This window comes from uncultured Aquimarina sp., assembly GCF_947495315.1.
Lineage (GTDB): Bacteria > Bacteroidota > Bacteroidia > Flavobacteriales > Flavobacteriaceae > Aquimarina.
Genome location: NZ_CANLYD010000008.1, coordinates 220552 through 247425 on the forward strand (window position 1 = coordinate 220552; position 26874 = coordinate 247425).

Sequence of the window (26874 nt, forward strand, 5' to 3'; positions counted from 1 at the left end):
TCGTTTGAAAACAATTAAAAAAAGTAGTTTTGAATAAAAAATTGATACCTTAGAAATATTAATAAAACAGTATATAAAAACTTATGAATGATTCAATTATAGCGGTCTTGAAAACAATCTTTGATAGAGATTTGACAAAATTGAAAGCAGAAGTGAATGCGTATTCCAAAGAAGAAAATCTATGGATCGAAACAAAAGATATCAGTAATTCTGCTGGAAACCTGTGCTTGCATCTTGTCGGTAATCTCAATACCTATATAGGTGCAGAATTTGGTAAAACCGGATACATTAGAGAAAGAGATAAAGAGTTTTCGTTAAAAAATTTGCCTAAATCACAACTGATATCTATGGTAAATGAAACGATGACCATTGTACAAGATTCATTAGATGAAGTAACTCAAGAAGATCTACAAAAAGAATATCCCAGAGTACTGATGGATAAGAATCCAAGTACGCTAAGGTTTTTTATACACCTCACTACACATTTAACCTATCATTTAGGACAAATAAACTATCATAGAAGAATACTAGACGTTTAGTTTAGAAAAGTAGATATGATCATAGAATAAAAAAGAGTTTTGATATACTATTGTTATGCTAAAAAAACTACTGAAAATATTACTCGTTTTAATAATACTAATCGTTATAGGTGCCGGATATCTTTATTTCAGATTACATAATAATATAAATAATGTTCTTGAAGCAAAAAATGATTGGCGCAGCGAAGTATTAGAGTTCCCATTAATATTTGCAGGGGATTTAGATTATGAAGGAGAAGAACATATTCGATTTGCACCAGGTTGGGGAGAAACAAATACTGAAGATTATTTTTCTTATGTTTTTCTATGGGTCTTAGAAGAAGACCCAACATTAAATGAGGCGACATTAGAAAACATCATGAATATTTACTTTGACGGACTTATGAATACTGGAGCCATCACGAATTTTAGTTTCTTTAAAGACATTCCTGAGACACAATCTTCGATGCAGAAAATTGAGCATAATCATTACAAAGGTTCAATAAAACTTTATGATGAATTTTTTGCTAAAGATATGATTACGGTAAATGCAAACATTAAATATGAATATTGTAATGCTAGAAAAAAACATTTGGTTTGGTTTTACTTGTCTCCTAAAGAAGTGAATCATCCTATTTGGAATCAGCTTAAAGAGGTGCATTTAAATATCAACTGTGATTAAAATATAGTTTTCTTTTTGTGTAACATTTTGTTGAAAGTATTTAAAAATAGAAGAATTTGAAAGAAGAATACCAGGAATATTATAAATCTTATATCAAATTATTTCCTGATTTGAACTTAGAAGAATTGAAGTTTTTACGTTCATATCTCACTATAGAAGAATATGATAAGAAAGAATTCTTATTCAAGAGCGGAGAAGTTCAGAAAGAAGTTGCATTCGTATGTAAAGGTCTCTTAAGACGATATTATATTAACGAAAAAGGAAATAAGATAACGACAGGTTTTGTAAACGAAAATAATTATGCCACAGATTACCCAGCTTTTATTAGACAAATACCATCTAAGTATTTTATTGAATGCTTGGAACCGTCTGTCATTATAAAGTTACCTTATGATAAAATTCAAGAAGGATATAAGAAGTATAAGAGAAGTGAGATGTATGGAAGATTAATTGCCGAATATGTATTGACTTTCCAAACAGATAGAGTAGAGAGTTTTCTATTTAAAAATGCCGAAGAAAGATACTTAGACTTTGTAGCGCATAATAAAGATATTATTAATAGAATAAGCTTATCCCATTTATCAACTTATTTAGGTATAGAACGCCAATCTTTGAGCAGAATACGAAGTAAAATTGCGAAAAGATAATTTTTGTCACATATGTGTCAGGTACATTATTTAATTATATCACATTTTTACAGCATAAATTTAAATACAGTAAAAATGACTTCTTATAAAAACTTACTGAAATCTGCAATAACGATACAATTTCTTATTTGTGGATTAATCGCTTTAGGACAAAATACAAATAACACATCTTCAATTCATCAAGATATACAACAACAGACGGATGATATTTTTGACGATCTTGTAAAAATCCGTAGAGATTTTCATATGAACCCTGAAGTGTCAGAACAGGAAAAAAGAACAGCCCATAAAATAAAAGAATATCTACTCTCTATTGGATTAGAGGTTAAAACGGATATTGGAGGAAATGGTGTTGTTGGTATTTTAAAAGGAGCAAAAGAAGGAAAGAAAATTGCATGGAGAGCAGATATTGATGCGATGCCATCTGATATACCAGATGTGGTAGATTTTAAATCAAAAAAAGAGGGTGTTCGCCATATTTGTGGACATGATGTGCATGCCACTATCGCATTAGGGATTGCTAATGTACTAGCGAGTCAAAAAGATCAATTAGAAGGAACGGTTTATTTTATTTTTCAACCTTCTGAAGAGAATTATAAAGGAGCACAGGCAATGATAGAAGATGGCTTATTTGATATTATTAATCCAGATGAAATATATGGAGCACATATCGCTCCACTACCTGCAACAATGATTTCAACCAAACCAGAATGGCTATTTGCTGATTATAAAATGATAGAAGTGGTTTATAAAAACTCAGCTGATAATGACGCTGTGCTTGAGTACACCAAAACATTGCTTAAAAGCTTTCAAAATGTAGTGGCTGGTAGTGAGTTTTTTGATCCACAAAGTTTGTTAAGTCCTACTATTGGTTTAGCAAATCCGAATACCATTTTTAAAGATTATATAACGGTGTATGATAATTTTAATATTAAAAAGACGGATGATCTAATATCAATTAAAACGTATGTTGGCTCTAGTATCTTTAATGAATTAGCTAAAATTTTGCTTCAAGTAAAACAGAAGATTCAGTCATCAAAATATTCAGAGAAGTTGATAAATGTATCGTATTCTGGGGATCGAGCGAATCTTATGAATAATAAAAAGTTAACGAATGAAGCTATGAATTCCATTTCTGCAGTTTATGGACAGCAAAATGTAATCAGGCTATATGGAGAAATGCCAGACGGTCGTGGTGATGATTTTGCTTATTTTCAAGAAAGAGTGCCTGGTGTATATTTTTTCTTAGGAGGTTCTAATTTTGAAAAAGGAATTATCTCGATGCCGCATGCTCCAAATTTTGCGATTGATGAGAACTGTATTAAGACAGGCGTAAATTATTTCTCATCAATGATTGTTGAAAGATTGGATCAATAAGTACTCATAAATCTTGAAAAAAAAATGATGCTTCCTTGGCTTTGTGGTCATTATGAGTATGAAATAAATATAGTATCTTCATAACAAATCCTTAGTTTGTCATGAAGATATTATATGTAATAATTATTCTAGCTTTTTGTATTGCTTGTTCCAGTAATGACGATACTTTGATAGAAACTGCTCCATCCTTTTTGTTTGAAGACGGATTCGAAACTCAGAGCAGTAGTGTTGATGAGCTTTTTCTTTCAGATAATAGTAGATGGTCTAACATACAGCAATCAAATCCTTCAGGTCAAACAAATGAGATTACGATTTCTAATACTAGGTTCTCAGAAGGAAACAATGCATTGAGAATATTCGCCTTTAAGTCAGATAATCTATTGTCAAAAATGGATATTGAGAAAGGTGGATTTAAAGCTTTTGTAAGTGATAAAGTGATCATCCAGGCGGATTTTTATCTTAACTCCACTGCCAATTTAGAAAACTTGTTTTTGATTGATTTAGAATGTTGCTCTTGCTGGGATCCATCTGTGGATGCTGATCCATCATCAGATGGGGATAACCAATGCCCGGGAGTACGTTTAAAAATGTCAGGAGGAAATGATTTCTTGTCAATAGAAAGAGGAAAAATTTCTGCAAGTACTCTTACTCAAACAACATTTCAATTTCCCAGAAACGAATGGGTTTCTGTTCGTTGGGAATTAACTTTATCCGATAATGAGGATGGAGTGAATAAGCTAGTTATAAATAATAATGAAGTTATCACAAGTAATGGCATGAATATGCCCAATGCAGCAATTTTTAGAGATGTTTTTGCTGAAAATGGAATTGATTTCAATTTACAAGAACCTGCTTTTTACGAAAGAATACAAATCGGAGCTACAGCTAATCCAACAGCTGAAGATATGGAATTTTTTGTGGATAATTTTTCGATTCAGATACATTAAGAATTGTATTGTTTTTAAGATGTTAAGTATGATACGACCGTACGAGTTACATGATAAAAAAGAATTAGTTGAGATTTTTAACCTCAATACGCCAATATATTTTGATCCAAAAGAGGTGAACGATTTTGAAGAATATTTAAAACAACATAGTGCTACTTATTTGGTAATTGAATATGAAAACAAAATCGTCGGAGGAGCAGGATATGATTTTCAAGAAAAAGATAACGCCGGTCGAATAACTTGGATATTTTTTCATCCTAATTATACGGGATTGGGATTAGGGAAAAAGATGGTAGAACGTTGCTTGTCAATTTTGAAATTGAATTTAGCATTAGAAAAAGTAGTGGTAACTACATCACAACTTGCATATAAGTTTTTTGATAAGTTTGGGTTTATATTAAAAAAATTAGAAAAGAATTATTGGGGACCAGGCTTGGATTTGTATCTAATGGAATTACAGATAGATAAAAATTCTTAAGTGACTAAAACTGTCAAAATTTATAATGGATTCTTTTCGTGAATGCAGGTTGGATACAGTATATTTATAGTAAGATTCTAAAAACTCATTTGCAAGAAACACTTTTCTCATTCACACAATGATAAATAAACTCTTAGAAACTGAATTCGGATTTGATACCGCTGAAATCAAAAGATTGAATGGCTATGATAATGTCAATTATATTGTCAAAACTAAATCTACACAGTATATTTTTAAAACGTATTCTTATACTAAAGAATTACTGGCTATTCTTGAAGCGGAAAACGAGGCACTTCTCCACCTTGAGAAAAAAGACACGGATATATTTCCGAAACCCATTTCCTTTACGGATGGTAATTTTATAAAAGTATTAGAAATAGATGGGTCTAAAACGATCTGTAGAATGCTTTCGTTTTTGGATGGTAAATTTTTAGGTGATATAGAATCTACAGAAGAACTATTTTCGTCATTGGGAACCTTTCTTGCTGAAATGGATATTAAATTCCGAAAATTTGATAGCTATGTGTTGAAAGCAAGACAATGGGAATGGGATATTCAATATTTACATTTAAATAAAAAATACCTGGATGATATTATTGATCCACACGACAGGAATGTAGCACGCTATTTTTTTCAGCAGTTTGAAGAAAATATAGTTCCATTATTACCGGAATTAAGAAAGCAAGTAATCCATAATGATGCGAATGAATGGAATGTTCTGGTAGAAAATGGAAGAGTTTCGGGAATCATTGACTTTGGAGATTTAGCACATTCACATGTAATTAATGAATTAGCGATTGCCATTACCTATGCGTGTTATGATAAAGAAAACCCATTAGGTTGGGTGCCAATTATTATAAAAGCGTATCACAGCGTTCTTCCTTTGGAAGAAAAAGAGATTAAAGTCTTGTATTACCTGATCGCCGCAAGACTTTGTACGAGCGTATGTAATTCTGCACATTCTCGAAAAATAAATCCTGATAATGCATATGCTACTGTTAGTGAAAAATTCGCCTGGCAGATGTTGTACAAATGGTTAAGAATTAATCCGATCGGAGCAGAGAACGTGTTCAGGAAAGCAATAGGATTATCGGTTCATAAAACACCATCCACCGAAGAGGAGATCAAAATAAGATATCAGTATATAAGTCCTATTCTGTCTTTAAGCTATAAAGAACCTGTTTTTATGAGTCGTTCGGCTTTTCAGTATATGTATGATGCCGATGGTAATACCTTTTTAGATGCTTATAATAATATTCCACACGTCGGACATTCACATCCCAAAGTAGTGGAAGCTGGGCAAAGACAAATGGCTCAATTGAATACGAATACCAGATATCTTTATGACCTGTTACCTACCTATGCCGAAAAGTTGTTGTCAAAATTCCCAAAAACACTCAACAAAGTGTTTTTTGTAAACTCAGGAAGTGCAGCCAGTGATTTGGCCATGCGAATGGTGTATGCGCATACCAGACATAAAAACATAATGATCATGGAACACGGATATCATGGCAATACCCAGATTTCTATTGATATTAGCGATTATAAATTCAATAATCCAAAGGGACAAGGACAAAAAGAATACATTCTAAAAACTCAAATTCCGGATACTTACAGAGGTAAACATACCGGACAAAATGCAGGTAAATTATATGCTGAAGAAGCAGTGAAACAAATAGAAGATACTGATCATCCTATTGCTGCTTTTATTACAGAACCTGTCGTAGGATGTGGAGGACAAGTACCTCTTGCAGAAGGATATCTAAAAGAAATTTATCCGGTAATCAGGAAGCAAGGTGGAATTTGTATTAGTGATGAGGTTCAAACAGGCTTTGGTCGTTTAGGAGATCACTTTTGGGGATTTGAAGCGCAAAATGTTATTCCGGATATGGTTATTGTTGGGAAACCAATCGCGAATGGGCATCCAATGGGTGCAGTTATTACTACTGATGAAATAGCCGAATCTTTTGGTAAAGGAGTGGAGTTTTTTAGCTCTTTTGGAGGAAATCCTGTTTCTTGCGCCATTGGATTATCGGTGTTGGAAGTAATTGAAGAAGAAAAATTACAAGAGAATGCTAAAGAGGTTGGTGATTATTATAAATCCATCTTATCCGAACTTCAGAAAAAGTACGATTGTATTGGTGATGTGCGAGGATCCGGTTTGTTTTTAGGAATCGAAATCATAAAAGGAGAAAATCGTGAAACCAATAGAGTTCTAGCACATCATATTAAAAATGAATTACGAGATAAATTCATACTCATCAGCACGGATGGACCTGATGATAGTGTACTGAAAACGAAACCACCTTTATGTTTTACAAAAGAAAATGCTAAAGAAGTTGTGGGTGCTATTGACAGTGTGTTAGAAAGTTATTATCAAACACAAAAAAGATTTTAAAGAAAGAATACAAATGCCTAAACCAACAATAATCATTACAATTAGTATCATAACCCTTTTATTGCTTTTAGGGTGTAAACAACCTGAAAGAGATGTAATCACGATCGCTGCAGCTGCTAATATGCAGTTTTCGATAGCCAAAATTTCTAAAGCATTTACAAAACAAACCGGAATACAATGTGAACTTGTTATCAGTTCCTCTGGTAAATTGACTGCACAGATTAAAGAAGGGGCTCCGTATGATATCTTTGTTTCGGCTAATATGAAATATCCAAATGAAATTTATGCAAGTGATTTAGCTGTTCATCCTCCTAAAATCTATGGGTATGGTCAATTGGTATTGTGGTCTATGTATGATAGTATAAGACCTTCTCTAGGGATACTAACTAATGAAAGTTTACAACACATTGCTTTGGCAAACCCTAAAACTGCACCCTATGGACAGGCAGCAATTGAAGTGTTAGAAAATAATAATATTTATAATCAGGTCAAAGACAAATTGGTATATGGAGAAAGTATTGCGCAAGCCAATCAGTTTATTACCTCAAAGTCTTCGGAGATTGGCTTTACAGCAAAATCTGTGGTATTATCTCCTAAAATGAAAGGAAAAGGACATTGGATAGCATTAGATGAAAAGATGTATCTACCAATTGAACAAGGAGTGGTTATGATTAAAACGGAAAACCGGGATTTCGAGGACACTCGGCAATTTTACAATTTTCTTTTTTCAAAAGAAGCTAAAGAAATACTGGAAGAATTCGGATATTTAGTAGCTCAATAATGAATACTTTCTCAGGACATATATCAGATATACAGGTAAACGAAAGTTTATCAATGGTTTCAGTTCGGATAAATGAACAGGTTGAGCTTAAAACTATTGTAGTAGAAACTCCAGAAACGGCTTCTTACTTGAAGATAGAAAATGCTGTAGAAGTTTTGTTTAAAGAAACAGAGGTAATCATCAGTACAGAAGATACCCTTTCGATAAGTATTCAAAATAAAATTAAAGCTACCATTAAGGAGGTTAAAAAAGGAGTATTGTTAAGTAAGTTACTATTGAATTCGGAGATAGGAGAAATGATTGCTATTCTTGCTACCGAAGTACTGGACGAACTGATGTTAGCAGAAAATCAAGAAGTAACTGCTATGATTAAAGTGAACGAAATTATGATTTCCAGATGATGGATTGGAGCCCGATCATATTGACAGCTAAGCTTGCTTTGGTAACTACAATGATTCTATTGATAGTTTCTATTCCCCTTGCGTATTGGTTAGCATATTCTAAATCTCGAATCAAACCAGTTATAGAAACTTTGGTGAGTATGCCTTTGGTATTACCTCCAACGGTTTTAGGATTTTATTTATTAATGACTTTTAGTCCAGGAAATGCTTTTGGTAGTTGGTTGCAAGATTGGTTTGGAATTCGATTGATTTTTTCGTTCTCGGGATTAGTGATAGGATCTGTTATTTATAGCTTGCCTTTTATGGTTAATCCCATTCAATCCGGCTTAGCAAGTTTACCTACTTCGCTAACAGAGGCTTCATACGTATTGGGTAAATCCAAAATAAAAACACTATTTAGCGTATTATTGCCTAATATAAAACCCTCATTACTAACAGGAATTGTATTGGCTTTTGCGCATACTGTTGGAGAATTCGGTGTTGTTTTAATGATCGGAGGAAACATTCCGGAAAAAACCAAAGTGATTTCTATTGCTATTTATGATGAGGTAGAAGCATTAAATTATAGTAATGCGCATACGTATTCTCTGATTTTGGTCATTATAACATTTATAGTCTTGTTGTCTGTGTATTTGATTAATGGTGGATATCTTAAAAGGTTTTGGAGATGATAGAAGCCCATATTCATAAAACACTCAGTACCGCTAACGGAAAGATGCTTCTCGACATTCAACTCAATATTAAAAAGGGCCAATTTGTTACTTTATATGGACCTTCTGGTGCTGGAAAAACATCTACTCTTAGGATACTAGCAGGATTATTATCGGCAGATAAAGGGCAAATTGTAGTTGATGATAAGGTTTGGTTGGATAGCAAAAAAAAGATAAATTTTAGCCCACAACAACGCAAGATTGGATATGTTTTTCAGGATTATGCGCTATTTCCTAATATGACCGTAAGAAGAAACCTGGAGTTCGCTCTAGAAAAAGGTCAAGATAGAAGTATTATCCAAGAGTTGATTACCATAGTAGAGTTAGAGGAATTACAGGATAGAAAACCTGAAACATTATCTGGAGGTCAACAGCAAAGAGTTGCGTTGGCACGTGCTCTGGTTCGTAAACCTGAGGTCTTACTGCTAGACGAGCCACTTTCTGCACTGGATATTAAAATGCGAGCTAAGTTACAGGATTACATTCTAAAAGTACATAGACAGTATGGACTCACAACAATTTTAGTAAGTCATGATGTGGGAGAGATCATAAAAATGTCTGATGAAATATACTGCCTTGAGGCTGGCAAAATCAGTAAACAAGGTAATCCGTCAGCCATTTTTACTAATGATAGACTCAGTGGTAAGTTCCAGTTTACCGGTGAAGTGATTGCTATAGAGCAAGAAGAAGTAGTCTATATTGTCACTGTTCTCATAGGTAATAATGTAGTAAAAATAATTGCTCAAGAATCAGAAATTACTGACTTAGGAATTGGAGATAAAGTGATTGTAGCTTCTAAAGCTTTTAATCCTATTCTTCTTAAAATTGAGAAATAGTATGAGAGTCCAAAAAGTATACATCCCTTGTGAATCATTACTCTCGAAAGATAATTATGATTATTCAGATAGTTTTAAAGCTGAGTTTACCGATAAAGAAGATACTATTGACATCATCACTATAACCAAAGCTTTCTTTTCGGCTTCACCAGGGTGGATTGGAAAATTATTTGTTTTAAGAAATAAGATTGTTTCGATTTTTGGTTTGAAAACTGGGGATAAGATAAAGGCGGGAGAAGAAGTATTAGATAATTTTAAAGCTGATATCGGAGAACAAGTTGGAATTTTCAAAGTGTTTGAAAGAACTGAGAATGAAATTATTTTGGGTGAAGATGACACCCATCTTAACTTTAGAGTTTCGCTGTTATTAGATCCAAAGCTAGATGATAAGAAAGATTTTAGTATTTCTACAACGGTAAATTTTAATAATTGGTTCGGAAAATTATATTTTCTTCCTGTAAAACCATTTCATAAATTGATAGTTCCAGCTATGTTAAAAAGTGTGATTAAAGAAGTAAAAAAAGGAGCTCTTTAATTATTGTACAACAATTTTAAGCGATTTCTTGGCACCTAAAGAAGTGATAATTTTAGCTATATATATTCCAGATCCATGTGAAGTTAGATCAATTACTTCATTGTTCGTTACCATACGATTATATATTTTTCTTCCGATTGTATCATATATTTCTAATTTTTCTTCTAAATTCTTTTGAGTTTCAATTATAATACTACCAGAGGTTGGATTAGGGTAAATTTTTGTTGATACGGTTGCAAACGCTTCTGTACTAAGGGTATTTAGACGTTGTGCAAATAACCAATCCCACACATCTTGATTATTATATGTTTTGGTCCATGCATCGTGACCCCCATTCCGATATAAAGTAAATGACATTTTATCAGAAGGACTATTAATTCCAATCGCAGATGACCAGACTTTGTTTGTAGTATCAAATTGCATAGTCTGATCATTATCAGCAACGGTGCCTCCAGAACCGTATGGGTATACTTCCATAACGGAGTTACCAGTATTAGCAATTCGATTCATATTGTTTATGGTTTGCCCTCTTCCGACGGTTCCATCGCTAAAATTATGATGTGCCCATATGGGAGTTTGTTGCAAAAAATCTGATGGATTATTTACTCCTCCTGCACCACAGATAGGTATTGCAGCTGCAATTTTAGTATAATCTGCTTTTAATGCATTCCAGGTACTACCTCCACCAGCGCTTAAGCCTGTAACATATACTCTATTCAGATCTATAGGATAATTTGCAATTATATAGTCGTACAGATTGGTAAAATCAGAAGGACTAAAAGTACCACTGCTTTTTGGAGATTGAGCAGAAATAACTATTGCAGGAAAATCGGTTCCATTTTCTATCAATTTAGGAGGACCATGCTTTAAAACCTTATCTAGATTACTATTTCCGTCTCCTCTTTCTCCTTTTCCATGAAAAAACAATACCAATGCATAAGTATTTCCGGAACTTTGATCAAAGTTCGTAGGTAAATACTCATAATACCCATTAGGAGCATCTGCGCTTTCTAAAGTAACAGCCGTATGATCACCAGCATTGCCATAAGGAGCTTGAGCAATTATAAACTGACTGAATAATAGAAAGAAAACAAAAATATTGGATTGGGATATGGGGATAGATTTCATGAAAATAATCGATTGGTTTATAGTATGAATTATAGCTAAATTATGCATAAAAACTACTTGTTTTCCTACCCAAAAAGGGCAGTATTTCTTTAGAGCAATAACTGTTCAGAGTTAGTAATTGAATTACCTTTGTAAACCAATTTCCAACCTAAGGAATTTGTAAGTATATATATTTTCTGAAGTTCACTAATTAAACGATTTTCGGCATTCTTTTTTAAAGTAGAAGCTTCTATCTTTTTATTAAGTTGGCGAATAACCTCTTTTTGAATAAGATTATGATCTTCGGGATTAAATTGATTAAAAAAATCTTCTTCCAGATCGTGATATTTAATATCGGGGTTGATATTGATTTCTGCTTCCGGAATACTGGTAATCGTAACTGTTTTATTAGATTGATTTATAGTGTGTTCGATCATACTTAAATCATAAGAAACCGTTACACTGGCATTAACTACGACAATAGCTTTTTTCTTTGCAGTAAGGATATCAAGGTAATATTTTTTAGCATCCTTATAAGTGATAACTTCAGAGAAATGTCCTTCAGTAACCACTAGTTTGCCTACATTTTTTATTTGATCTAAAATAAGATCAGAGGACTGTATTTCAGTTTTTTGAGTTTTAGATTGAATGATAAAATAACTAATTCCTAAAGCAATGAATGCAGCAATTAATGCACCTAGAAGAAAATTACGCATATTTTTATTGGTCAAGTTTACTATAAATGTACGTAAAAAAATAGCCTTTCTGTTAATAGAAAGGCTATGGTGTTATTAAGTATTATGGTAACTATTTAATTTCAGGTGGATATTTTTCTAGTATTGCAGCGACAATCTGATTCATTTTTTCCTGTTTTTTGTCTACTTTTTCGGTTAAAGCAGCTGTCCCCATACCTTGCCAAATCAATTCTTTTTTTGAGGCATCGACCAAGTCAATATATAGGGTGCCTTCAGTAGTTCTGGAGACAGTATTTTGCCCTGCTCCCCAAAACCAAGGGTTCCATCCCCATCCATAACCAAATCCAAAGTTATTCTGGTAAATGTTTATATTTTCTTTAGTTTTAGTAAAGATACTAACCAATACATCTGGGTTTTCGGATTTTATAAATCCTTTAGCAGCCATATCTGTTTCTATAGCTCTTAGAATACGTTTTTTGTCTAGGTCGCTAATTTCGGCTTTATCAATTCCTGGTTTAAAAAAGGCGTAGCTTTTGTAACTACTAAAATTAGCTTGTTTATCATAATCAGAAGCTACCCTAACACTCGAGCAGGAGCTAAGTGTTATAATAAGGATTAGCGATAAGAGAGAGTAAAATTTCATAATCCGGTATTTTGTGTGTTCAACAATATTTTTTTAATAAAACAGGCACAATAATCATACCACGAGTGCTATAAAAACTACTCTAGGTATACTTGTTTGTCTTTTTATCATAGCCATAGGGACAATGTCTGCAGCCACTCTCACAACAATACCCTCTTTTTAGGTGATATTGTTCTGTAAAACATCGATACCCTTCAGGAGTAAGATAGTAGTCTCCTTCCTCAGGTTTTAGTATTTTTTTTGGGTTGTTCATCGCTACAAAAATACTATCTTGCGGTAAGATGCCAATTGTAGTTAACAAATATTTGATAGGTCGTCATTTTGTGGGAATCGCACTTTGGCCTTTTATAGTGGTAAAAGATCACCATCTAAAGGAAGATGAGGTTTTTATAAATCATGAAAGAATTCATCTAAGACAGCAAGCAGAATTATTGGTAATCCCATTTTATTTTGTCTACTTTACAGAATATATCATTCGATTGCTTCAATATAGAAATTCTCAGGCAGCTTATCGTAATATTTCTTTTGAACGAGAAGCATATGAAATGGAAACAGAACTTTCCTATCTAAAGAACCGAAAACTTTGGAGTTTTACTAAATTTTTATAGGATATTATGCATTTTTTTTCTTCGGAGGTAAAGGAATCGAAAAATGAAGAAATAGTTCATCCTATTCTAAAAGAGGCTGAGGTATCGCTATATATAAAACGTGAAGACCTTATTCACGACCACATTTCTGGTAATAAGTTTAGAAAATTAAAATATAATCTGCAGGAAGCTAAAAGAAAGGGTTTTGATACCATTCTTACATTTGGAGGGGCTTATAGTAATCATATTGCCGCCACAGCGGCGGCTGGAAAACTAGTTGGATTACAAACTATTGGTGTGATCAGAGGTGATGAGTTAACCAAAGATTTAGATCATACGTTATCAGAAAATGATACACTTCGGTTTGCTTCGGATAATGGGATGAAATTGAAGTTTGTTAGTAGAAGTGATTACAAACAAAAAACATCGGAATGCTTTTTGGAATCGTTAAAAAAGCAATTTGGTTTGTTTTATTGTGTTCCTGAAGGAGGGACTAACGATTTAGCAGTACAAGGATGCGAAGAAATTTTAACAAATGAAGATGAGATATTTGATTATATCTGCTGTGCCATTGGCACTGGTGGGACAATTTCGGGGATTATTAATGCAAGTTTAGTACATCAGCATATAATCGGATTCCCTGCCTTAAAAGGAAATTTTCTTTCTGATGAAATTAAGAAGTATACTGATAAAACTAACTGGAGTTTAGCAAAGGATTATCATTTTGGAGGATATGGTAAAATAAATACAGCGTTAATAGAGTTTATAAATACATTCAGGGAAGAACAGCATATAGCATTAGATCCTATTTATACAGGAAAGATGATGTATGGTCTTTTTGATAGTATTCAGAACGGGGCTTTTACAAAAAATACTCGTATTTTAGCCATTCATACCGGAGGTTTACAAGGTATTTTGGGTATGAATAAAAAGCTAAGTAAAAAGAAGCTCCCGCTTATTACAATTTGATATGGACGTGAGGAAAATTATAATGTTGTTTTGTGTCACTACACTTTTGATTTCTTGTGGTGGTAGTAAAAAGGTAACGACTACTAGAAAGGATAATACTCCTTCTCCAAGAAAAACGGAGATAAGTAGAGAAGTAAAGGAAGTAAAAGAGCCCAAAAAAGAAATCAAAAAACCACTTAATACGGTTTCCTACAAGGAAAAGGTTCAGAATTATATATTTGAATATGCAGGTATTGCTAAGCATGAGATGACTGAGTATGGTATTCCGGCAAGTATCACATTAGCTCAGGGAATCTTAGAGTCCGGAGCTGGTTATGGTGAACTCACAGGAAAAGCCAATAATCATTTTGGAATAAAATGCCATGACTGGACTGGAGATAGAGTATATCACGATGATGATCGCTCTCAGGAATGTTTTAGAAAATACGAAAAAGCAAGTCACTCATTTAGAGATCATTCTTTATTTCTAAAAAACAGAAAGCGCTACGCAAAGCTGTTTACCTATAAACAAGATGATTATAAATCTTGGGCATATGGATTGCGTGCTGCTGGATATGCTACAGATAAAAAGTATCCGGCTAAACTTATAAGTATTGTAGAAAGATATAAGTTAGATAAATATGACGCTGAGGTTTTAGGAAAAACATATGTAGCCAAAAAAACTAAAAAGCAAAAAAGGCCAGTAGTCTCCAAAGCAGAAAAAGGAGAATATGTTGTTCAGAAAGGAGATACCTTATATTCTATATCCAAAAGATATAATATTAGAGTTGCTGAACTTAAAGCGTATAATAATTTAAAAGATAATGCAATTGCCATCGGACAAGTTCTAAAAGTGGAAGAGCCTGATGATGATTCTGAAGAATTTTAATTCAATATGATTTATAAAAGAAGTAGTGCTCTTTTTGCAGAGGCTCAAAAAGTAATTCCAGGAGGAGTTAACTCACCAGTACGTGCATTTAAAGCGGTAGGAGGAGATCCAATTTTTGTAAAAGAAGCAAAAGGGGCCTATTTGTATGATGAAGATGGAAATCGCCTGATCGATTACATTAACTCCTGGGGACCAATGATTCTAGGACATGCGCATCCGCCAGTGGTGAACGCTGTAATCGAAAAAGCAAGAAAAGGAACTAGTTTTGGAATGCCAACCGAAATTGAAACTAAGATTGCAGAATTAGCCGTATCGATGGTACCTAATATTGATAAAATACGATTTGTGAATTCTGGTACAGAAGCCTGTATGAGCGCTGTGAGATTGGCTCGTGGTTTTACAAAAAAAGATAAGATCATCAAATTTGCCGGTTGTTACCATGGACATAGTGATTCCTTTCTGATTCAAGCGGGTAGTGGAGCAGTAACCTTTGGTAGTCCGAATAGTCCGGGTGTTACAGAAGGAACTGCAAAAGATACATTGCTTGCCAGATATAATGACCTAGAGAATGTAGAAAGTATTATTAAATCTAATAAAGGAGAGATTGCTTGTATCATCATAGAACCTGTAGCGGGTAATATGGGATGTATTCCACCGGTTAAAGGTTTTTTAGAAGGGCTACGATCTCTTTGTGATGCTCACGATATTTTGTTGATTTTTGATGAGGTAATGACAGGATTTAGATTAGCAAAAGGTGGTGTACAGGAATTATTAGGAGTGGATGCTGATATTGTAACTTTTGGTAAAGTAATCGGAGGTGGACTTCCTGTGGGTGCTTTTGCGGCAAGAGAAGAGATTATGAATCATTTGGCACCTTTAGGTCCGGTTTATCAAGCAGGAACATTAAGTGGTAATCCTTTGGCCATGGCTGCAGGCTTGGCTATGTTAACCGAGTTAAATGATAATGCTGGGATTTTTGATAGTATTGACAAGAAGACCGAATATTTACATAAAGGAATTGCTAAGGTTCTAGAAGAGAAAAAGGTAGTACATACCATCAATAGAATTGGATCTATGATTTCAGTTCATTTTTCTGAAAATCCTGTTGTTGATTTCGAAAGTGCTGCAGAAGGTAATAATGAAACTTTTAAGAAATTCTTTCACGGAATGCTGAATCAAGGGATTTATATTGCACCAAGTGCTTTTGAAACCTGGTTCATTACAGAGGCGCTTACCTATGATGATCTTGAGGACACTATAAAAGCTGTTTCCATCACTGTAGAAAGTTTATAAAAGTAAAAGCCGATCTGAGTGGATCGGCTTCTGTATATGTTCTTTTAAGATTAGAATTAAACTTTTGATCATAAAGCTTTTGAACTTTACTATCTAGGATGCTTTTGGTAATGTAATGCAAAAAGTACTTCCTTCACCAAGTATACTTTTTACTTTGATTTCACCTTTGTTAAGTTCTATAAGTTCCTTGCAAATTTTTAACCCAAGTCCGGTTCCTGTTTCTTGTTGTGTACCTTCCGTAGTAAAAGTATCTTCGGCAAAAAGTTTACCCAGATTTTCTTTGGGTATACCAACTCCGGTATCCTGGAAACAAATCTCATAATGTTCTTCCTTTTCCTCAGAATGCAGGGTAATTGAATCTCCGGGTTTACAAAATTTAATAGCATTGGCTATTAGGTTTTGAGATACTATAGAAAACATGTCTTTATCTGCAAACACCATAGTAGAATCTAATTGATTATCGAGTTTGATTTCTTTAAGCTCTGCTTTAGGTTCAAAAAAGTTAAACTTACTGTTGATCACATCTTTAATATTAAACTCGGTTGGTTTTGCATTCAATTCTTTCATTTGTGATTTAGACCAGTTTAGCAAATTATTAAGCATAATAGAAGTCTGATGCGTCTTATTAGCAAGTAAGGGAATGATTTCCTGAAACTCTTTTATAGAAATAGCATCTTCTTTTAATAGGTTTAATGTGCCATCTAGACCATGGATTTCATTTTTGAGATCATGTGATATGATAGAGAACAGTTTGTTTTTTACCTGATTAGACTCATTTAATTCTTTTATATATCTTTTTCTTTCTTTACGTGTTTTTATAACGAATATTAAAAAGACAAATATAAGAATCGAAACTCCTAAACTTATAAAAGTAAATATTCGATACCTATATAGTTCTTCTTTGGTTTGTAATTCTGTTTTTTCCTGTGCTTCTAGGAGTTTCAGTTGTTCCAATTCTGATTTGAAGCGAGCTTCAGCTTGCGTGATTTTTTCCGCAGTTTCATCAGTGGAGTTTTGATCAGCTATCTCTTGATATTTTTTTTGCCATGCAAATGCTTTGGCAAAATTATTTCTTGCCGAATCTAGTGTCGCAGAATATTTATAATTAGTAAGTAAAAGAGGTTTGGTTTTTAGCTTTATTAATTCTTCACGAGCTTCTTTTAAAAGACGTTCTGCATCTTCATATTTCTTAGTTTTTATAGCAATTAGGCCTAATTGCTGCTTTACATTTGCCGCAACTTTATTGTTTTGTGTTTTTACCGCGGTTTGGTAAGAAGTGTCGTAGTATTTTTTGGATTTTTGATACTCTCCTTTATCTAGTGCTAAAGATGCTAATCGGTTATAAGCTAATGATTCACTTAATAGATTTTTGTTTTTTTTACTGATTTTTATAGCTTCTTTGGTTAATACTTCTGCACTATCAATTCTTTTTTGTTCGATATAGATCAAAGCTAAATTACTAAGCGAAGCTCCTAATCTTTTTGAATTATGTTTCTTCTTAAGCGCTATAGATTTTTTATAATATTTCTCTGCCAGTTCTAATTTGTCAATATCCGAGTATATATTAGCCATATTATTATATGTACTGGATAAAACCAAACCGTCATTTACTCTTTCAAAGTATAGGTTGGCTTCTAAAATATAGTGTATAGCTAGTTCTGAGTTCCCTCTTCCTTGCTCTATAATGGATTTATTATTGCTAATGACTGCTAGGCCTCTGGGATAGTTAGCTATTTTATAATATATAATTGCTTTATCATAATTATGAAATGCTTTTATATGTTTTTGTGTATGGTTATAAATGTTTCCAATTTGGGTGTACACGTCTCCAATACCTCTGGTATGATGTATTTTTTTGGAAAGGTATAGTAGTTTATCCTCGTAGGATAATGCGATTTCAAATTTTCCTTGGATCCAAAGTTCTTTGAAATGTTTCATAGCATCATCAAAAACGACAGAATCTTTTTGCGTTTTGATTATGGGAAGTATACTATCTAAGGATTTTTGTTGCGAAAAACCGGAATAACTTAATAGCATAAGTAGGCCAATAATAAGAGTAGTTTTTTTCATATATTCTATTTTGGAGAAACAGATTAAATGCAGTTTAGGACTGCAAAATACTAATAATTTACTAATTAACTATTTATTTGTAGTATTATTCTTTCAAAAATATACTATTTTTTTATGGTTTTACCATAAGCGATGCGTTTTTCGGGTTTTAATAGTGAAGTTTACTCGTGGAAATGAGTGTGTATAAAATCAATAAAATGTTGATTACGATCCATTTATTGTAATCAACATATACACAATATTTTGGTGTCTTATGCTTTTTTCTCCAGATCAATGATCGAGTTGATAAATTCTGTAGCAAAAACTTCTTTAAGCGTTGCATACATTTTTTTGTTTTGGTTGGCTTTTTCTGCTAGTTCATATTTAAGATTTTGATACTTTAATCTGGCACTTTCATTTTTTCTTAAATGATTTCTAAATAGTAGATGCCTTTGCAATTCTGTACTGTCTTTTGGACAAACGTATAGGTGATGTATCAGATTATCTAGTACTTCGTTATAAATAGTTCAATGTGAATATTTTTTAAGTGTAAAATTATTCGTTTACTAAGTATCCAATAAACAGAATATTTTATTTTAGATGAATTCAGTTATTGTGAACTCTATATTTTCTATTTTTAGGCAAAAATGTAAAATGATGTTCATCCATGCCAATTAAATTGTCTATAGTAATGCCTTGTCTCAATGAAGCCGAGACTTTGGCTATTTGTATCAGAAAGGCCACCACTTTTTTAGAAAAAAGTAAGTTAGACGGAGAAATTATCGTAGCAGATAATGGAAGTGATGATGGGTCCGCAGAAATAGCAATTGCAGAAGGAGCTAGGGTGGTAAATGTTTTGGTAAAAGGGTATGGAAGTGCTCTTAAGGGTGGTATTGATGCTGCACAAGGAGATTATATTATTATAGGAGACTCTGATGATAGTCATGATCTAGAAAATTTAGAATTGTTTGTTGAAAAAATAGAACAGGGGTTTGATATGGTAATAGGCAATCGTTTTCTTGGAGGCGTCCAGAAAGAAGCCATGTCTTTTTTACATAGGTATATAGGTAACCCTATTCTTACATTTGTCGGAAGAACGTTTTTTAATTCTAAAATTGGGGACTTTCATTGTGGTTTGAGAGGTTTTACTAAATCTGCATATCAGAAGTTATCTATTACTACGACAGGTATGGAATTTGCATCAGAGTTGATTGTCAAAGCTGAACTTGCAAAGTTGAAAATAACAGAAGTTCCAACTAAAGTGTTCCCTTCAGGTAGAAGTAGAGAACCGCATCTTAGGACATGGAGAGATGGTTGGAGGCATTTAAGGTTTCTCTTGTTATACAGCCCCAGGTGGTTATTTTTATTTCCGGGCGTTTTTATGTTTGTGGCAGGTTTTATAGGATCCCTGGTTTTAATTTTGACTCCTTTTGATGCTCAAAACTATCTCTTAAACCTGAAATTTTTATTGTATGCTTCCGGATTAACTTTAATAGGTTTTCAATTTATTATTTTTTACACTCTTATAAAGATATTTGCCGTAAGTAATGGATTATTACCTAGAAGTGATCGATATGGCTCGATTTTTAAAGTGATCAATTTAGAAAAAGGATTATTCATAGGGTTTGTATTGATACTATCCGGTATTATACTTGCCATCGTGACATCTTTAGATATTGAGAATAGTGATGTAAATATGTTTAATTATGTTGGCATAAAAAAGACGATTGTTGCTATTGGTACTATATTAATCGGTTTGCAGATAGTACTGTTTAGTTTCTTCTTTAGTATTTTGGGATTGAGTGATAAATATAATGTATAATGGTTAAGATTTTTTTAGCAGAACTAGCGAAGATTATAGTAAATAAATTACTTTTAGTTCTATAAATTCATAATTGATTATGAATAAAATGTTATGTTATTCTGTTTTTAGGAGTTTAGTTTATGCTTTAACAATAGTTTATGTGTTGTTTTTAGGAGCTATTTTAGAATCTGACTCATCTAGTTATATTAACTTAAGTATTATTGCAACACCTGGATACCCCTCCTTTTTGTTTTTCTTTAAGAAAGTTTTTGGACAGTCTTCTTTTCAAATGCATGTAGTGATTACGCAACTTTTGATAAACATTTTAATAATCTTATATGTTGTTAAGGTGTTTAAAAGGGTGTTTGATATTACGAGATTCTTACTTATAGGATTAGACCTTGTCTTATTAAGTCCTTTGTTAATCCCTAGCCTTTTGGTAGCTAATAGGATAACCACAGAAGCTTTGGCTTATCCAATATTTATACTAATAATAGTGTTATTTCTTCGTGGTTTTTTGGAACAAAGTCAAAGATATTTAATTTATTGCTGCATAGCAGTTTTTTTTGGATTACTTGTTAGAACACAGTTATTTTTTATACTACCAGTTTTTGTTATAATTCTCTTATATCAATTATATAAAACGAGAAGATTCAAACTTTTTGGGATACCCTTGTTTTTAGTTTTATTAATACCAATTCTTGTATCCTTAGTTGATAAATCATTTCATTTTGCTGTTCACAATCAATTTGAGAATACATCAAATACTGGGGTGCAGGTTGCCATGATACCTTTTTTTGTTGCAGATAGGGAGGATTATAAAGTTTTTGAAGAAAAAAAAGTACAGGATTATTACAAATATCTTTATGATAATGCAGTACAAGTAAAAATGTTAGATGAATACTACACACCTAAGTATGGTGATAATGTATATCATTATTTTCATGATAACTATGCAACATTATCTTATGGTGTTCTTTCTCTAAAAGGAAGAGAATTTTTACATCCAATGTCACCGGAAAGTGTTGATGCTATCATAGAAAATGATAAATTACTTACCTCTATGGTGATACCGTTGTTCTTTCAGAATTTTAGTAAGTGTGTGGATTTATATTTTAAAAATGTGATTCACGCTTTTAGAGGTATGTATTCGTTTCTATTTTATTTAATTCTACTGATCGGGTCTTTAGTTTTCTGGTTAAAAGCTTCGAATAAAATAGCTTTTTTTACTGCTTTTGTAGCTTGTATAACATTTAGTAACATAGCATTAGTTTGTTTAGTTGAGCATAGTTTGGATAGGTATATGTTTTATCATCAATGGATGCTTCCTGTTTTACTTATTTTGATGCTCAATGAGATTAGTAAAAGATTATCCCATACTTCTGCATCCGAAAATTAACCTTTATTAGATTGAGCTATGACTTCTAGTGTGGTTTGATATAAATCGGATTTTAATACCCATGCTTTTAGCCAGGCATAAAAGCTCATCGCAAAAATATCTTCCTGGTCAGGATTGTTTTGGATTAGAGAATCTTTGATTTTAGCTAAAAACTCTTTTGTGTTTATAGTGTCACTATGTAAGTAAAAACTCATTGTTAATGATAGAAACTCTAAAACTCGATCTTCATTATTGTTTTTAAGATAACTACGATGCTTTTTTCTAAAACCTTTTACTCTTGATTCTACTATGTCCATATGATCTAGTTCAATATGTAATAATATTTCTGTTAGGTTTTTTTTAATCACCCAGATGATTCCCGCTTTTTCTGTATACCAAGTATCACTGTGGTGTAATTCATTGAGTAATTTTAATGCTTCCTTACATCTGGATTGCTGGAAATAGAATACAATTAAGGTTAACTTTAAGTCTAAAATATAGGTGGTTTGACCTTTTGTCTTACTGAAGTCAAAGCTTTCTAAAGACACTATTGCTTTTTCTGCTTCGCCAGTATAATTATTGTTCAGAGCTTTCAGGAGTTCTAGTTGTGGGAGAAATCTTTTATAATACTTCCCTCTTTGTTTTGTCATCTGTTGCTCCATTCTTTTTAGATATTCTTGAGATGTGACAAAGTTTTTATTTCTAAAATATGAATTAGCAACATAATATAGTATCTGAATATGGTAGAATAGGTGCTTATCAGTAAATTGTTCTTTTGATTCAATTTGCTCATATGTCTTTTCTACAAAAGATAGAATCGAATGAAAATTACGAGCTGCATTTGCTGCTTGATTTATGATTTCGAGTATCTTGAATAATGATCTAAAAGTCAGGTCGTTTGTAATCGAAAGGTCGAAGTTGTCTAAAGAATCACGAATTGCTTGAGTAATATCGCTCCTGTTTTGCGAAAGCTTATTCTGAATATTAGCGTAAAAAAGATTTAAGTTCTCTTCCTGTTGTAATAACTTTTGATTGTTTCTGAAATCATGTATTAAACTTTCCAAAGATGTGTTTAGATCTACATGAGCATATTGAATTTTAGTATAATAAATCTCGTGAAGTATGCTAAACAGATCATAGGTTTTAGCTTTTAATTCAGCCTTTTTTATGGTTTTTAAAGCAATCTTATATTGTTTTTGTTCAAAGAAAATTCTGCTGGCTAGCAGTAGTTTCAGGATTTCCATCTCTTCAGATGTTTCGCTTTCAAAACTTTTGGTAGCAATAAAATCGATTAAGGTATCATGCAGTCTTTTGCAGAGTGCGTGAAAAGCGCCTTTAGCCCTTTTTCCGTATAGCTGTATATCTAAGTCTTTACTGTCTGGAGTAGTGTCTAACAGTCTGAATAACTGAATATTTTTAGTGTCGTTTCTTTTGTTTTTTTGTTTGAGGTTACTTATAAAACTTCTCTTTTCTTCAGAAGATAAGGTGGCGATTATTGAAGAAAGTGTATTCATTATATCATAAGTATATATGGCTTAAAAGTATTATAAATATTGATTAAATTTCTTAAAAATCACAAATATATCATAAGTTTTTTGTGAATATTGAGTTTTTTAACTGATCAAGTCGTTGCAAATTTGTCCTGTTCAAAACAAACAATTGAAATAAAAATTTAATCATCAAAATCAATTATTATGGACTATAAGTTTAGTAACGATGTAACGGAAGAAATTAGTAAAGACAACATCGATAAAAAAGAAATCAAAGTATATGATCAAAAACCAACACCAGCGTTTATAAGCGCTTCGTGGGTAGCATTGTTTGCTGGTATGATTTCATTCTGTACTGGTTTATGGAATGCAGAAATGCTACTGAATGAGAAAGGGTATTATTTTACCATTTTATTATTTGGGTTATTCTCTGCGGTATCGGTGCAGAAAAATGTACGAGATAAACTAGAGGGATTGCAGGTTACAGAAATCTATTATGGAATCAGTTGGTTTGCTGCATTAGCATCCATTGTGTTATTGATCATAGGATTATGGAATGCAGATCTGGATCTTAGTGAAAAAGGATTCTACGGGATGTCATTTACGCTCAGTTTGTTCGCAGCCATCGCAGTGCAAAAAAACACCAGAGATAAAAAATTCATTGAAAGTAAGGATGCATAATTGGAACATTAATCAAAAGGAGGAACTACAACTATGTAGTTCCTTGTTTTGATGATTAGAAAAGGCAGCCGCTGCTGTGGCTGTCTTTTTTTTTAATTTATAAGAACCATTTAATCGAAAAAGATGAAAAATATACTTTTTATAGTTCATAGTATTGTTTTAGTAGTAACTATCATTCTACATATGAAATCAATTTATTTTAAGACAGCAATGGTAGAGGTATTAGGATTAATAGCACAATCATTTTTAGGGGTATTTCAGGTTGTTACTGCATTATGTTTTTTTATTGGTTGGAAAAAACATCATAAAATTTTGAAAAGAAATTTGATGTTATACTGGATTATTGTTTTTGTGTATGCTGCATTTGCTTATGTGTATTATAATACAATTTCTTTTGATATTATTGATGAGAAGTTTGTAGCAGGAGTTATTCCAATCTGTATTGCTTTGTATTTCGTGATGATCACATATATTAATAAAAAAAATACTAAAAATGCAATTATATCATGAGTTCGAAATTTAATAAGGAATTAAAAGAACTGGTCAGAGACCAAGTGATCTCATCTGAGATTTCAGATAAGATATCCCTATATTATGACCAGAAGCAGGCTGCTAAACCTAATAGATTATTTACCATATTTGGGATTTTTGGAGCATTGCTTGTAGGGTCCGGTATTATCCTGATGCTAGCACACAATTGGGATGATTTCTCAAGAATGACAAAAACAATGTTGGCATTCATTCCATTGTTAATCGGGCAATGTGCGACAGGCTTTTCTATTCTGAAAAATAAAAGCCGAACTTGGAAAGAGGCCTCAGGTACTTTCTTATTTTTTGCTGTTGGAGCCAGTATATCTTTGGTGAGTCAGATTTATAATATATCCGGGGATTTAGGTTCTTTTTTGCGCACCTGGATTATACTTTGTCTACCATTGATCTACCTGCTTAGATCTCATGCAGTTGCATTACTGCTGATATTATCAAGTACTTATTATGCAACAGAGGTAGGCCTCTGGAATTATAGAAGTAATGAAACACCTTGGTTATATGTGGGCTTTGTTTTGGCAATCATACCGCATTACTGGGTACTAGTAAAGAATAATCTACTCAGCAATACAACAACAATTTTTAGCTGGATCATACCAGCAAGTATTGCGGTTGGTTTAGCAGCATTTGTAAAAGGTAATGAGGAATTAGGTTTTGTTATGTATATGACCCTTTTTGGAATATTCTATAATATAGGGAGATTGCCGGTATATAGAGAATTAAGAACATTAAGGAATGGACATCTAATTATAGGTTCATTAGGAACTATTATTTTACTAATGATATTTACATTCAGATGGCCTTGGGGAGAAATGTATGATACAACAATGTATGTCTCTCAGGAATTCTATACATCATTGTTTTTAGGAGCTATAGCGATAGCTGCTTTGATATATGCCATCATCAAAAAAGGAATTCGAACGATAAATCTGTTTCAAGTTTCATTTTTAATATTTTGGGGACTATTCTTCTTGCTTTCCGGTAAGACTACATTACCTATGATCTTAACCAATGTATTGGTATTTGTATTAGGAATTACTGCTATCAAGATGGGTGCTGATACATTTAATTTTGGAATTCTTAATTATGGATTATTAATTGTTTCCATACTAATAATATGCAGATTTTTTGATACGGATATGAGTTTTGTAATACGAGGACTGTTGTTTGTCATTGTAGGTGTTGGGTTTTTTATGACCAACTATATGATGCTAAAAAGACAGCAAAAAAATAAGCACACTAAAAATATATTGAAATGAAAATCATCTATTTATTTATACTATTTATTATAGTAGCGTTGGCTCAGATTTTTGTTCCTATCCAAATGGTTATGGATAGTGAGGATGCAATAATTTCTGGAGAAGCTTATAAGTTTAAAACCAGACCGATTGATCCAACCGACCCTTTTAGAGGTAAGTATATTACATTACAGTATGAGATGAATCATTTTAATACAGAAGATTCCACCTATGTAGTGGGAGAGGAGATCTATATTTATCTTAAAAATGATAGTGAAGGTTTCGCAGAAGTTTCTCAAATCAGCAAAACACCTTTGCAAACCGAAGCAGATTATGTGACCGCTCGAGTAACGTATTATTATAAAGGCAAAGTGAATTTTCAATTACCTTTTAATACTTTTTATATGGAAGAAACTAAGGCGTATGATGCAGAGCTGGCGTATACCAAAGCCAATAGGGATAGCATATCCAATAATGTATATGCGTTGGTATATATCAAGGGTGATGATGTAGTTCTCAAAGATGTATTCATAAATGATGTTCCTATACAAGAGTACGTAGATAAATAAAATTCTGGATTAAGATTAAACCTTTTTTGATAACAATAGTCATAATAACGAAGAACAAAAAAAGATTATTATGAAGACATTATTGAGAACATTAGTATTTGGTATTTTGCTGTCTACACTAACAGCGTCTTGTGCGACTACAGTAAAAGTGAACCCCGCGAATCGCGTAGTAGTTACTAAAGTGCATAAATCAAAAATTGTAGTTCATAAGAATGTAAAGTATTATAGAAGTGCAGGTATTTGGTATATAAAAAAGAATAGAAGATATGTAACCGTTGCAGCACCTATTGGGGCACGTATAAGTGTATTGCCTACAGGATATAAGTCGGTTAAGGTAAAAGGTGTAAGATATTACAAGCACAAAGGAGTGTACTACAAAAAATCCGGTAGGAGTTATGTAGTAGTAAATGTATAATAAGTTTTTAGATTGAGTTGGTTAGTTTAGTTAAGGAAAATTCCTTGAGGTTTTTATAAAATAAAATCTCGAGGAATTTTTATTAGTGAAACTCTGTTTTGAAAAGTTGCATAGCAATGCATTCAAAATAGATAGTTGAACTAATCCCGCTTTTTCAGCGGGATCTCAGGCCCGTCTGCCGAGCCGGGTAGATCTAATACCTCGAAGCTTGCTTCGGAACTTTAAAAATTAC

At 32.7% G+C, this 26874-nt stretch carries 30 protein-coding genes; 23 read left to right on the forward strand and 7 right to left on the reverse strand.

Annotated features, from left to right (window positions below; all coding sequences use genetic code 11):
* Nucleotides 1-83: 83 nt before the first annotated feature.
* The 12 genes from Q0910_RS15845 (at nt 84) to Q0910_RS15900 (ending at nt 10310) form a co-directional block, all read left to right on the forward strand.
* On the forward strand, nt 84-539 hold the full coding sequence (locus Q0910_RS15845) for a DUF1572 family protein (protein ID WP_299218507.1): 456 nt from the start codon (nt 84-86) through the stop codon (nt 537-539).
* A gap of 55 nt (nt 540-594) precedes the next feature.
* Nucleotides 595-1200 (forward strand): hypothetical protein, encoded by a 606-nt coding sequence (locus Q0910_RS15850; protein WP_299218509.1) that lies wholly within the window; start codon nt 595-597, stop codon nt 1198-1200.
* 56 nt (nt 1201-1256) lie between these two features.
* Complete coding sequence (locus Q0910_RS15855; protein ID WP_299218511.1) at nt 1257-1847, forward strand: Crp/Fnr family transcriptional regulator; 591 nt, start codon at nt 1257-1259, stop codon at nt 1845-1847.
* 75 nt (nt 1848-1922) lie between these two features.
* The gene (locus Q0910_RS15860) at nt 1923-3224 is read left to right on the forward strand and encodes an amidohydrolase (RefSeq protein ID WP_299218513.1); all 1302 of its coding nucleotides are present in this window, start codon (nt 1923-1925) and stop codon (nt 3222-3224) included.
* 101 nt (nt 3225-3325) lie between these two features.
* Nucleotides 3326-4171, forward strand: a complete 846-nt coding sequence (locus Q0910_RS15865) for a hypothetical protein (RefSeq protein ID WP_299218515.1) — start codon at nt 3326-3328, stop codon at nt 4169-4171.
* Between the two features lie 28 nt (nt 4172-4199).
* Nucleotides 4200-4649 (forward strand): GNAT family N-acetyltransferase, encoded by a 450-nt coding sequence (locus tag Q0910_RS15870; RefSeq protein ID WP_299218517.1) that lies wholly within the window; start codon nt 4200-4202, stop codon nt 4647-4649.
* Nucleotides 4650-4767: 118 nt separating this feature from the next.
* Nucleotides 4768-7047: an aminotransferase class III-fold pyridoxal phosphate-dependent enzyme gene (locus Q0910_RS15875; RefSeq protein WP_299218519.1), complete on the forward strand. Its 2280-nt coding sequence runs from the start codon at nt 4768-4770 to the stop codon at nt 7045-7047.
* 13 nt (nt 7048-7060) lie between these two features.
* On the forward strand, nt 7061-7828 hold the full coding sequence (gene modA / locus Q0910_RS15880) for a molybdate ABC transporter substrate-binding protein (RefSeq protein ID WP_299218521.1): 768 nt from the start codon (nt 7061-7063) through the stop codon (nt 7826-7828).
* Entirely contained in the window at nt 7828-8229 is a 402-nt protein-coding gene (locus tag Q0910_RS15885; protein WP_299218522.1) for a TOBE domain-containing protein, read from the forward strand. Before modA ends, Q0910_RS15885 begins: the two co-directional genes overlap by 1 nt.
* Entirely contained in the window at nt 8229-8900 is a 672-nt protein-coding gene (modB, locus tag Q0910_RS15890; RefSeq protein WP_299218601.1) for a molybdate ABC transporter permease subunit, read from the forward strand. Before Q0910_RS15885 ends, modB begins: the two co-directional genes overlap by 1 nt.
* The gene (locus Q0910_RS15895) at nt 8897-9775 is read left to right on the forward strand and encodes an ATP-binding cassette domain-containing protein (protein WP_299218524.1); all 879 of its coding nucleotides are present in this window, start codon (nt 8897-8899) and stop codon (nt 9773-9775) included. Before modB ends, Q0910_RS15895 begins: the two co-directional genes overlap by 4 nt.
* Nucleotide 9776: 1 nt before the next feature.
* Entirely contained in the window at nt 9777-10310 is a 534-nt protein-coding gene (locus Q0910_RS15900) for a DUF2867 domain-containing protein (RefSeq protein ID WP_299218526.1), read from the forward strand.
* Here the strand turns inward: Q0910_RS15900 and Q0910_RS15905 are convergent, their stop codons facing one another.
* From Q0910_RS15905 to Q0910_RS15920, 4 genes are all read right to left on the reverse strand, one after another.
* Nucleotides 10311-11438: a T9SS type A sorting domain-containing protein gene (locus Q0910_RS15905; protein ID WP_299218527.1), complete on the reverse strand. Its 1128-nt coding sequence runs from the start codon at nt 11436-11438 to the stop codon at nt 10311-10313.
* 89 nt (nt 11439-11527) lie between these two features.
* Nucleotides 11528-12133, reverse strand: coding sequence for a DUF4230 domain-containing protein (locus Q0910_RS15910; protein ID WP_299218528.1), 606 nt, complete (start codon nt 12131-12133; stop codon nt 11528-11530).
* A gap of 91 nt (nt 12134-12224) precedes the next feature.
* Entirely contained in the window at nt 12225-12755 is a 531-nt protein-coding gene (locus Q0910_RS15915) for a DUF4136 domain-containing protein (RefSeq protein ID WP_299218530.1), read from the reverse strand.
* An 82-nt stretch (nt 12756-12837) separates the two neighbouring features.
* The gene (locus Q0910_RS15920; protein ID WP_158597013.1) at nt 12838-13008 is read right to left on the reverse strand and encodes a DUF5522 domain-containing protein; all 171 of its coding nucleotides are present in this window, start codon (nt 13006-13008) and stop codon (nt 12838-12840) included.
* 28 nt (nt 13009-13036) lie between these two features.
* Here Q0910_RS15920 and Q0910_RS15925 point away from each other — a divergent pair, with 28 nt between their 5' ends.
* From Q0910_RS15925 to hemL, 4 genes are read left to right on the forward strand one after another with little or no spacing between them, the layout of a single operon-like run.
* Nucleotides 13037-13363 carry a hypothetical protein gene (locus Q0910_RS15925; protein ID WP_299218532.1) on the forward strand — a complete coding sequence of 109 codons (327 nt, stop codon included), beginning with the start codon at nt 13037-13039 and terminating at the stop codon, nt 13361-13363.
* A 6-nt stretch (nt 13364-13369) separates the two neighbouring features.
* Nucleotides 13370-14311 carry a pyridoxal-phosphate dependent enzyme gene (locus Q0910_RS15930; RefSeq protein ID WP_299218534.1) on the forward strand — a complete coding sequence of 314 codons (942 nt, stop codon included), beginning with the start codon at nt 13370-13372 and terminating at the stop codon, nt 14309-14311.
* A 1-nt stretch (nt 14312) separates the two neighbouring features.
* Complete coding sequence (locus Q0910_RS15935; protein WP_299218536.1) at nt 14313-15179, forward strand: glucosaminidase domain-containing protein; 867 nt, start codon at nt 14313-14315, stop codon at nt 15177-15179.
* A 6-nt stretch (nt 15180-15185) separates the two neighbouring features.
* Nucleotides 15186-16472 carry a glutamate-1-semialdehyde 2,1-aminomutase gene (hemL, locus tag Q0910_RS15940; RefSeq protein ID WP_299218538.1) on the forward strand — a complete coding sequence of 429 codons (1287 nt, stop codon included), beginning with the start codon at nt 15186-15188 and terminating at the stop codon, nt 16470-16472.
* Between the two features lie 93 nt (nt 16473-16565).
* Here hemL and Q0910_RS15945 read toward each other — a convergent pair whose 3' ends face one another.
* Nucleotides 16566-18542 carry a tetratricopeptide repeat-containing sensor histidine kinase gene (locus Q0910_RS15945; protein WP_299218540.1) on the reverse strand — a complete coding sequence of 659 codons (1977 nt, stop codon included), beginning with the start codon at nt 18540-18542 and terminating at the stop codon, nt 16566-16568.
* Nucleotides 18543-18793: 251 nt separating this feature from the next.
* Nucleotides 18794-19045 (reverse strand): GrpB family protein, encoded by a 252-nt coding sequence (locus Q0910_RS15950; protein WP_366142670.1) that lies wholly within the window; start codon nt 19043-19045, stop codon nt 18794-18796.
* A gap of 143 nt (nt 19046-19188) precedes the next feature.
* Here Q0910_RS15950 and Q0910_RS15955 point away from each other — a divergent pair, with 143 nt between their 5' ends.
* Both Q0910_RS15955 and Q0910_RS15960 read left to right on the forward strand, forming a co-directional pair.
* Nucleotides 19189-20343: a glycosyltransferase family 2 protein gene (locus Q0910_RS15955; protein ID WP_299218543.1), complete on the forward strand. Its 1155-nt coding sequence runs from the start codon at nt 19189-19191 to the stop codon at nt 20341-20343.
* Between the two features lie 79 nt (nt 20344-20422).
* Nucleotides 20423-21724: a hypothetical protein gene (locus Q0910_RS15960; protein WP_299218545.1), complete on the forward strand. Its 1302-nt coding sequence runs from the start codon at nt 20423-20425 to the stop codon at nt 21722-21724.
* On the opposite strand, the gene Q0910_RS15965 is transcribed toward Q0910_RS15960, so the two are convergent.
* On the reverse strand, nt 21721-23217 hold the full coding sequence (locus Q0910_RS15965; RefSeq protein ID WP_299218547.1) for a hypothetical protein: 1497 nt from the start codon (nt 23215-23217) through the stop codon (nt 21721-21723). The genes Q0910_RS15960 and Q0910_RS15965 overlap by 4 nt on opposite strands.
* A gap of 180 nt (nt 23218-23397) precedes the next feature.
* Between Q0910_RS15965 and yiaA the strand changes: the two genes are divergently transcribed.
* The 5 genes from yiaA (at nt 23398) to Q0910_RS15990 (ending at nt 26642) form a co-directional block, all read left to right on the forward strand.
* Nucleotides 23398-23874, forward strand: coding sequence for an inner membrane protein YiaA (gene yiaA / locus Q0910_RS15970; protein ID WP_299218549.1), 477 nt, complete (start codon nt 23398-23400; stop codon nt 23872-23874).
* A 123-nt stretch (nt 23875-23997) separates the two neighbouring features.
* Nucleotides 23998-24384, forward strand: a complete 387-nt coding sequence (locus Q0910_RS15975; protein ID WP_299218551.1) for a hypothetical protein — start codon at nt 23998-24000, stop codon at nt 24382-24384.
* Nucleotides 24381-25679, forward strand: coding sequence for a DUF2157 domain-containing protein (locus Q0910_RS15980; RefSeq protein WP_299218553.1), 1299 nt, complete (start codon nt 24381-24383; stop codon nt 25677-25679). The genes Q0910_RS15975 and Q0910_RS15980 overlap by 4 nt, the downstream gene beginning before the upstream one ends.
* Nucleotides 25676-26227, forward strand: a complete 552-nt coding sequence (locus Q0910_RS15985; protein ID WP_299218555.1) for a GDYXXLXY domain-containing protein — start codon at nt 25676-25678, stop codon at nt 26225-26227. Before Q0910_RS15980 ends, Q0910_RS15985 begins: the two co-directional genes overlap by 4 nt.
* A gap of 70 nt (nt 26228-26297) precedes the next feature.
* Entirely contained in the window at nt 26298-26642 is a 345-nt protein-coding gene (locus tag Q0910_RS15990; protein WP_299218558.1) for a DUF6515 family protein, read from the forward strand.
* Nucleotides 26643-26874 lie beyond the last annotated feature (232 nt).

Coding starts and splice junctions, on each gene's coding strand:
- Q0910_RS15845 (WP_299218507.1), top strand. CDS start 84: ATGAATGATTCAATTATAGCGGTCTTGAAAACAATCTTTGATAGAGAT.
- Q0910_RS15980 (WP_299218553.1), top strand. CDS start 24,381: ATGAGTTCGAAATTTAATAAGGAATTAAAAGAACTGGTCAGAGACCAA.
- Q0910_RS15975 (WP_299218551.1), top strand. CDS start 23,998: ATGAAAAATATACTTTTTATAGTTCATAGTATTGTTTTAGTAGTAACT.
- Q0910_RS15870 (WP_299218517.1), top strand. CDS start 4,200: ATGATACGACCGTACGAGTTACATGATAAAAAAGAATTAGTTGAGATT.
- Q0910_RS15935 (WP_299218536.1), top strand. CDS start 14,313: ATGGACGTGAGGAAAATTATAATGTTGTTTTGTGTCACTACACTTTTG.
- Q0910_RS15960 (WP_299218545.1), top strand. CDS start 20,423: ATGAATAAAATGTTATGTTATTCTGTTTTTAGGAGTTTAGTTTATGCT.
- Q0910_RS15860 (WP_299218513.1), top strand. CDS start 1,923: ATGACTTCTTATAAAAACTTACTGAAATCTGCAATAACGATACAATTT.
- Q0910_RS15990 (WP_299218558.1), top strand. CDS start 26,298: ATGAAGACATTATTGAGAACATTAGTATTTGGTATTTTGCTGTCTACA.
- hemL (WP_299218538.1), top strand. CDS start 15,186: ATGATTTATAAAAGAAGTAGTGCTCTTTTTGCAGAGGCTCAAAAAGTA.
- Q0910_RS15945 (WP_299218540.1), bottom strand. CDS start 18,542: ATGAAAAAAACTACTCTTATTATTGGCCTACTTATGCTATTAAGTTAT.
- Q0910_RS15900 (WP_299218526.1), top strand. CDS start 9,777: ATGAGAGTCCAAAAAGTATACATCCCTTGTGAATCATTACTCTCGAAA.
- Q0910_RS15965 (WP_299218547.1), bottom strand. CDS start 23,217: ATGAATACACTTTCTTCAATAATCGCCACCTTATCTTCTGAAGAAAAG.
- Q0910_RS15850 (WP_299218509.1), top strand. CDS start 595: ATGCTAAAAAAACTACTGAAAATATTACTCGTTTTAATAATACTAATC.
- Q0910_RS15920 (WP_158597013.1), bottom strand. CDS start 13,008: ATGAACAACCCAAAAAAAATACTAAAACCTGAGGAAGGAGACTACTAT.
- Q0910_RS15930 (WP_299218534.1), top strand. CDS start 13,370: ATGCATTTTTTTTCTTCGGAGGTAAAGGAATCGAAAAATGAAGAAATA.
- modA (WP_299218521.1), top strand. CDS start 7,061: ATGCCTAAACCAACAATAATCATTACAATTAGTATCATAACCCTTTTA.
- Q0910_RS15925 (WP_299218532.1), top strand. CDS start 13,037: ATGCCAATTGTAGTTAACAAATATTTGATAGGTCGTCATTTTGTGGGA.
- Q0910_RS15910 (WP_299218528.1), bottom strand. CDS start 12,133: ATGCGTAATTTTCTTCTAGGTGCATTAATTGCTGCATTCATTGCTTTA.
- Q0910_RS15865 (WP_299218515.1), top strand. CDS start 3,326: ATGAAGATATTATATGTAATAATTATTCTAGCTTTTTGTATTGCTTGT.
- Q0910_RS15915 (WP_299218530.1), bottom strand. CDS start 12,755: ATGAAATTTTACTCTCTCTTATCGCTAATCCTTATTATAACACTTAGC.
- modB (WP_299218601.1), top strand. CDS start 8,229: ATGGATTGGAGCCCGATCATATTGACAGCTAAGCTTGCTTTGGTAACT.
- Q0910_RS15885 (WP_299218522.1), top strand. CDS start 7,828: ATGAATACTTTCTCAGGACATATATCAGATATACAGGTAAACGAAAGT.
- Q0910_RS15955 (WP_299218543.1), top strand. CDS start 19,189: ATGCCAATTAAATTGTCTATAGTAATGCCTTGTCTCAATGAAGCCGAG.
- Q0910_RS15905 (WP_299218527.1), bottom strand. CDS start 11,438: ATGAAATCTATCCCCATATCCCAATCCAATATTTTTGTTTTCTTTCTA.
- Q0910_RS15985 (WP_299218555.1), top strand. CDS start 25,676: ATGAAAATCATCTATTTATTTATACTATTTATTATAGTAGCGTTGGCT.
- Q0910_RS15875 (WP_299218519.1), top strand. CDS start 4,768: ATGATAAATAAACTCTTAGAAACTGAATTCGGATTTGATACCGCTGAA.
- Q0910_RS15895 (WP_299218524.1), top strand. CDS start 8,897: ATGATAGAAGCCCATATTCATAAAACACTCAGTACCGCTAACGGAAAG.
- yiaA (WP_299218549.1), top strand. CDS start 23,398: ATGGACTATAAGTTTAGTAACGATGTAACGGAAGAAATTAGTAAAGAC.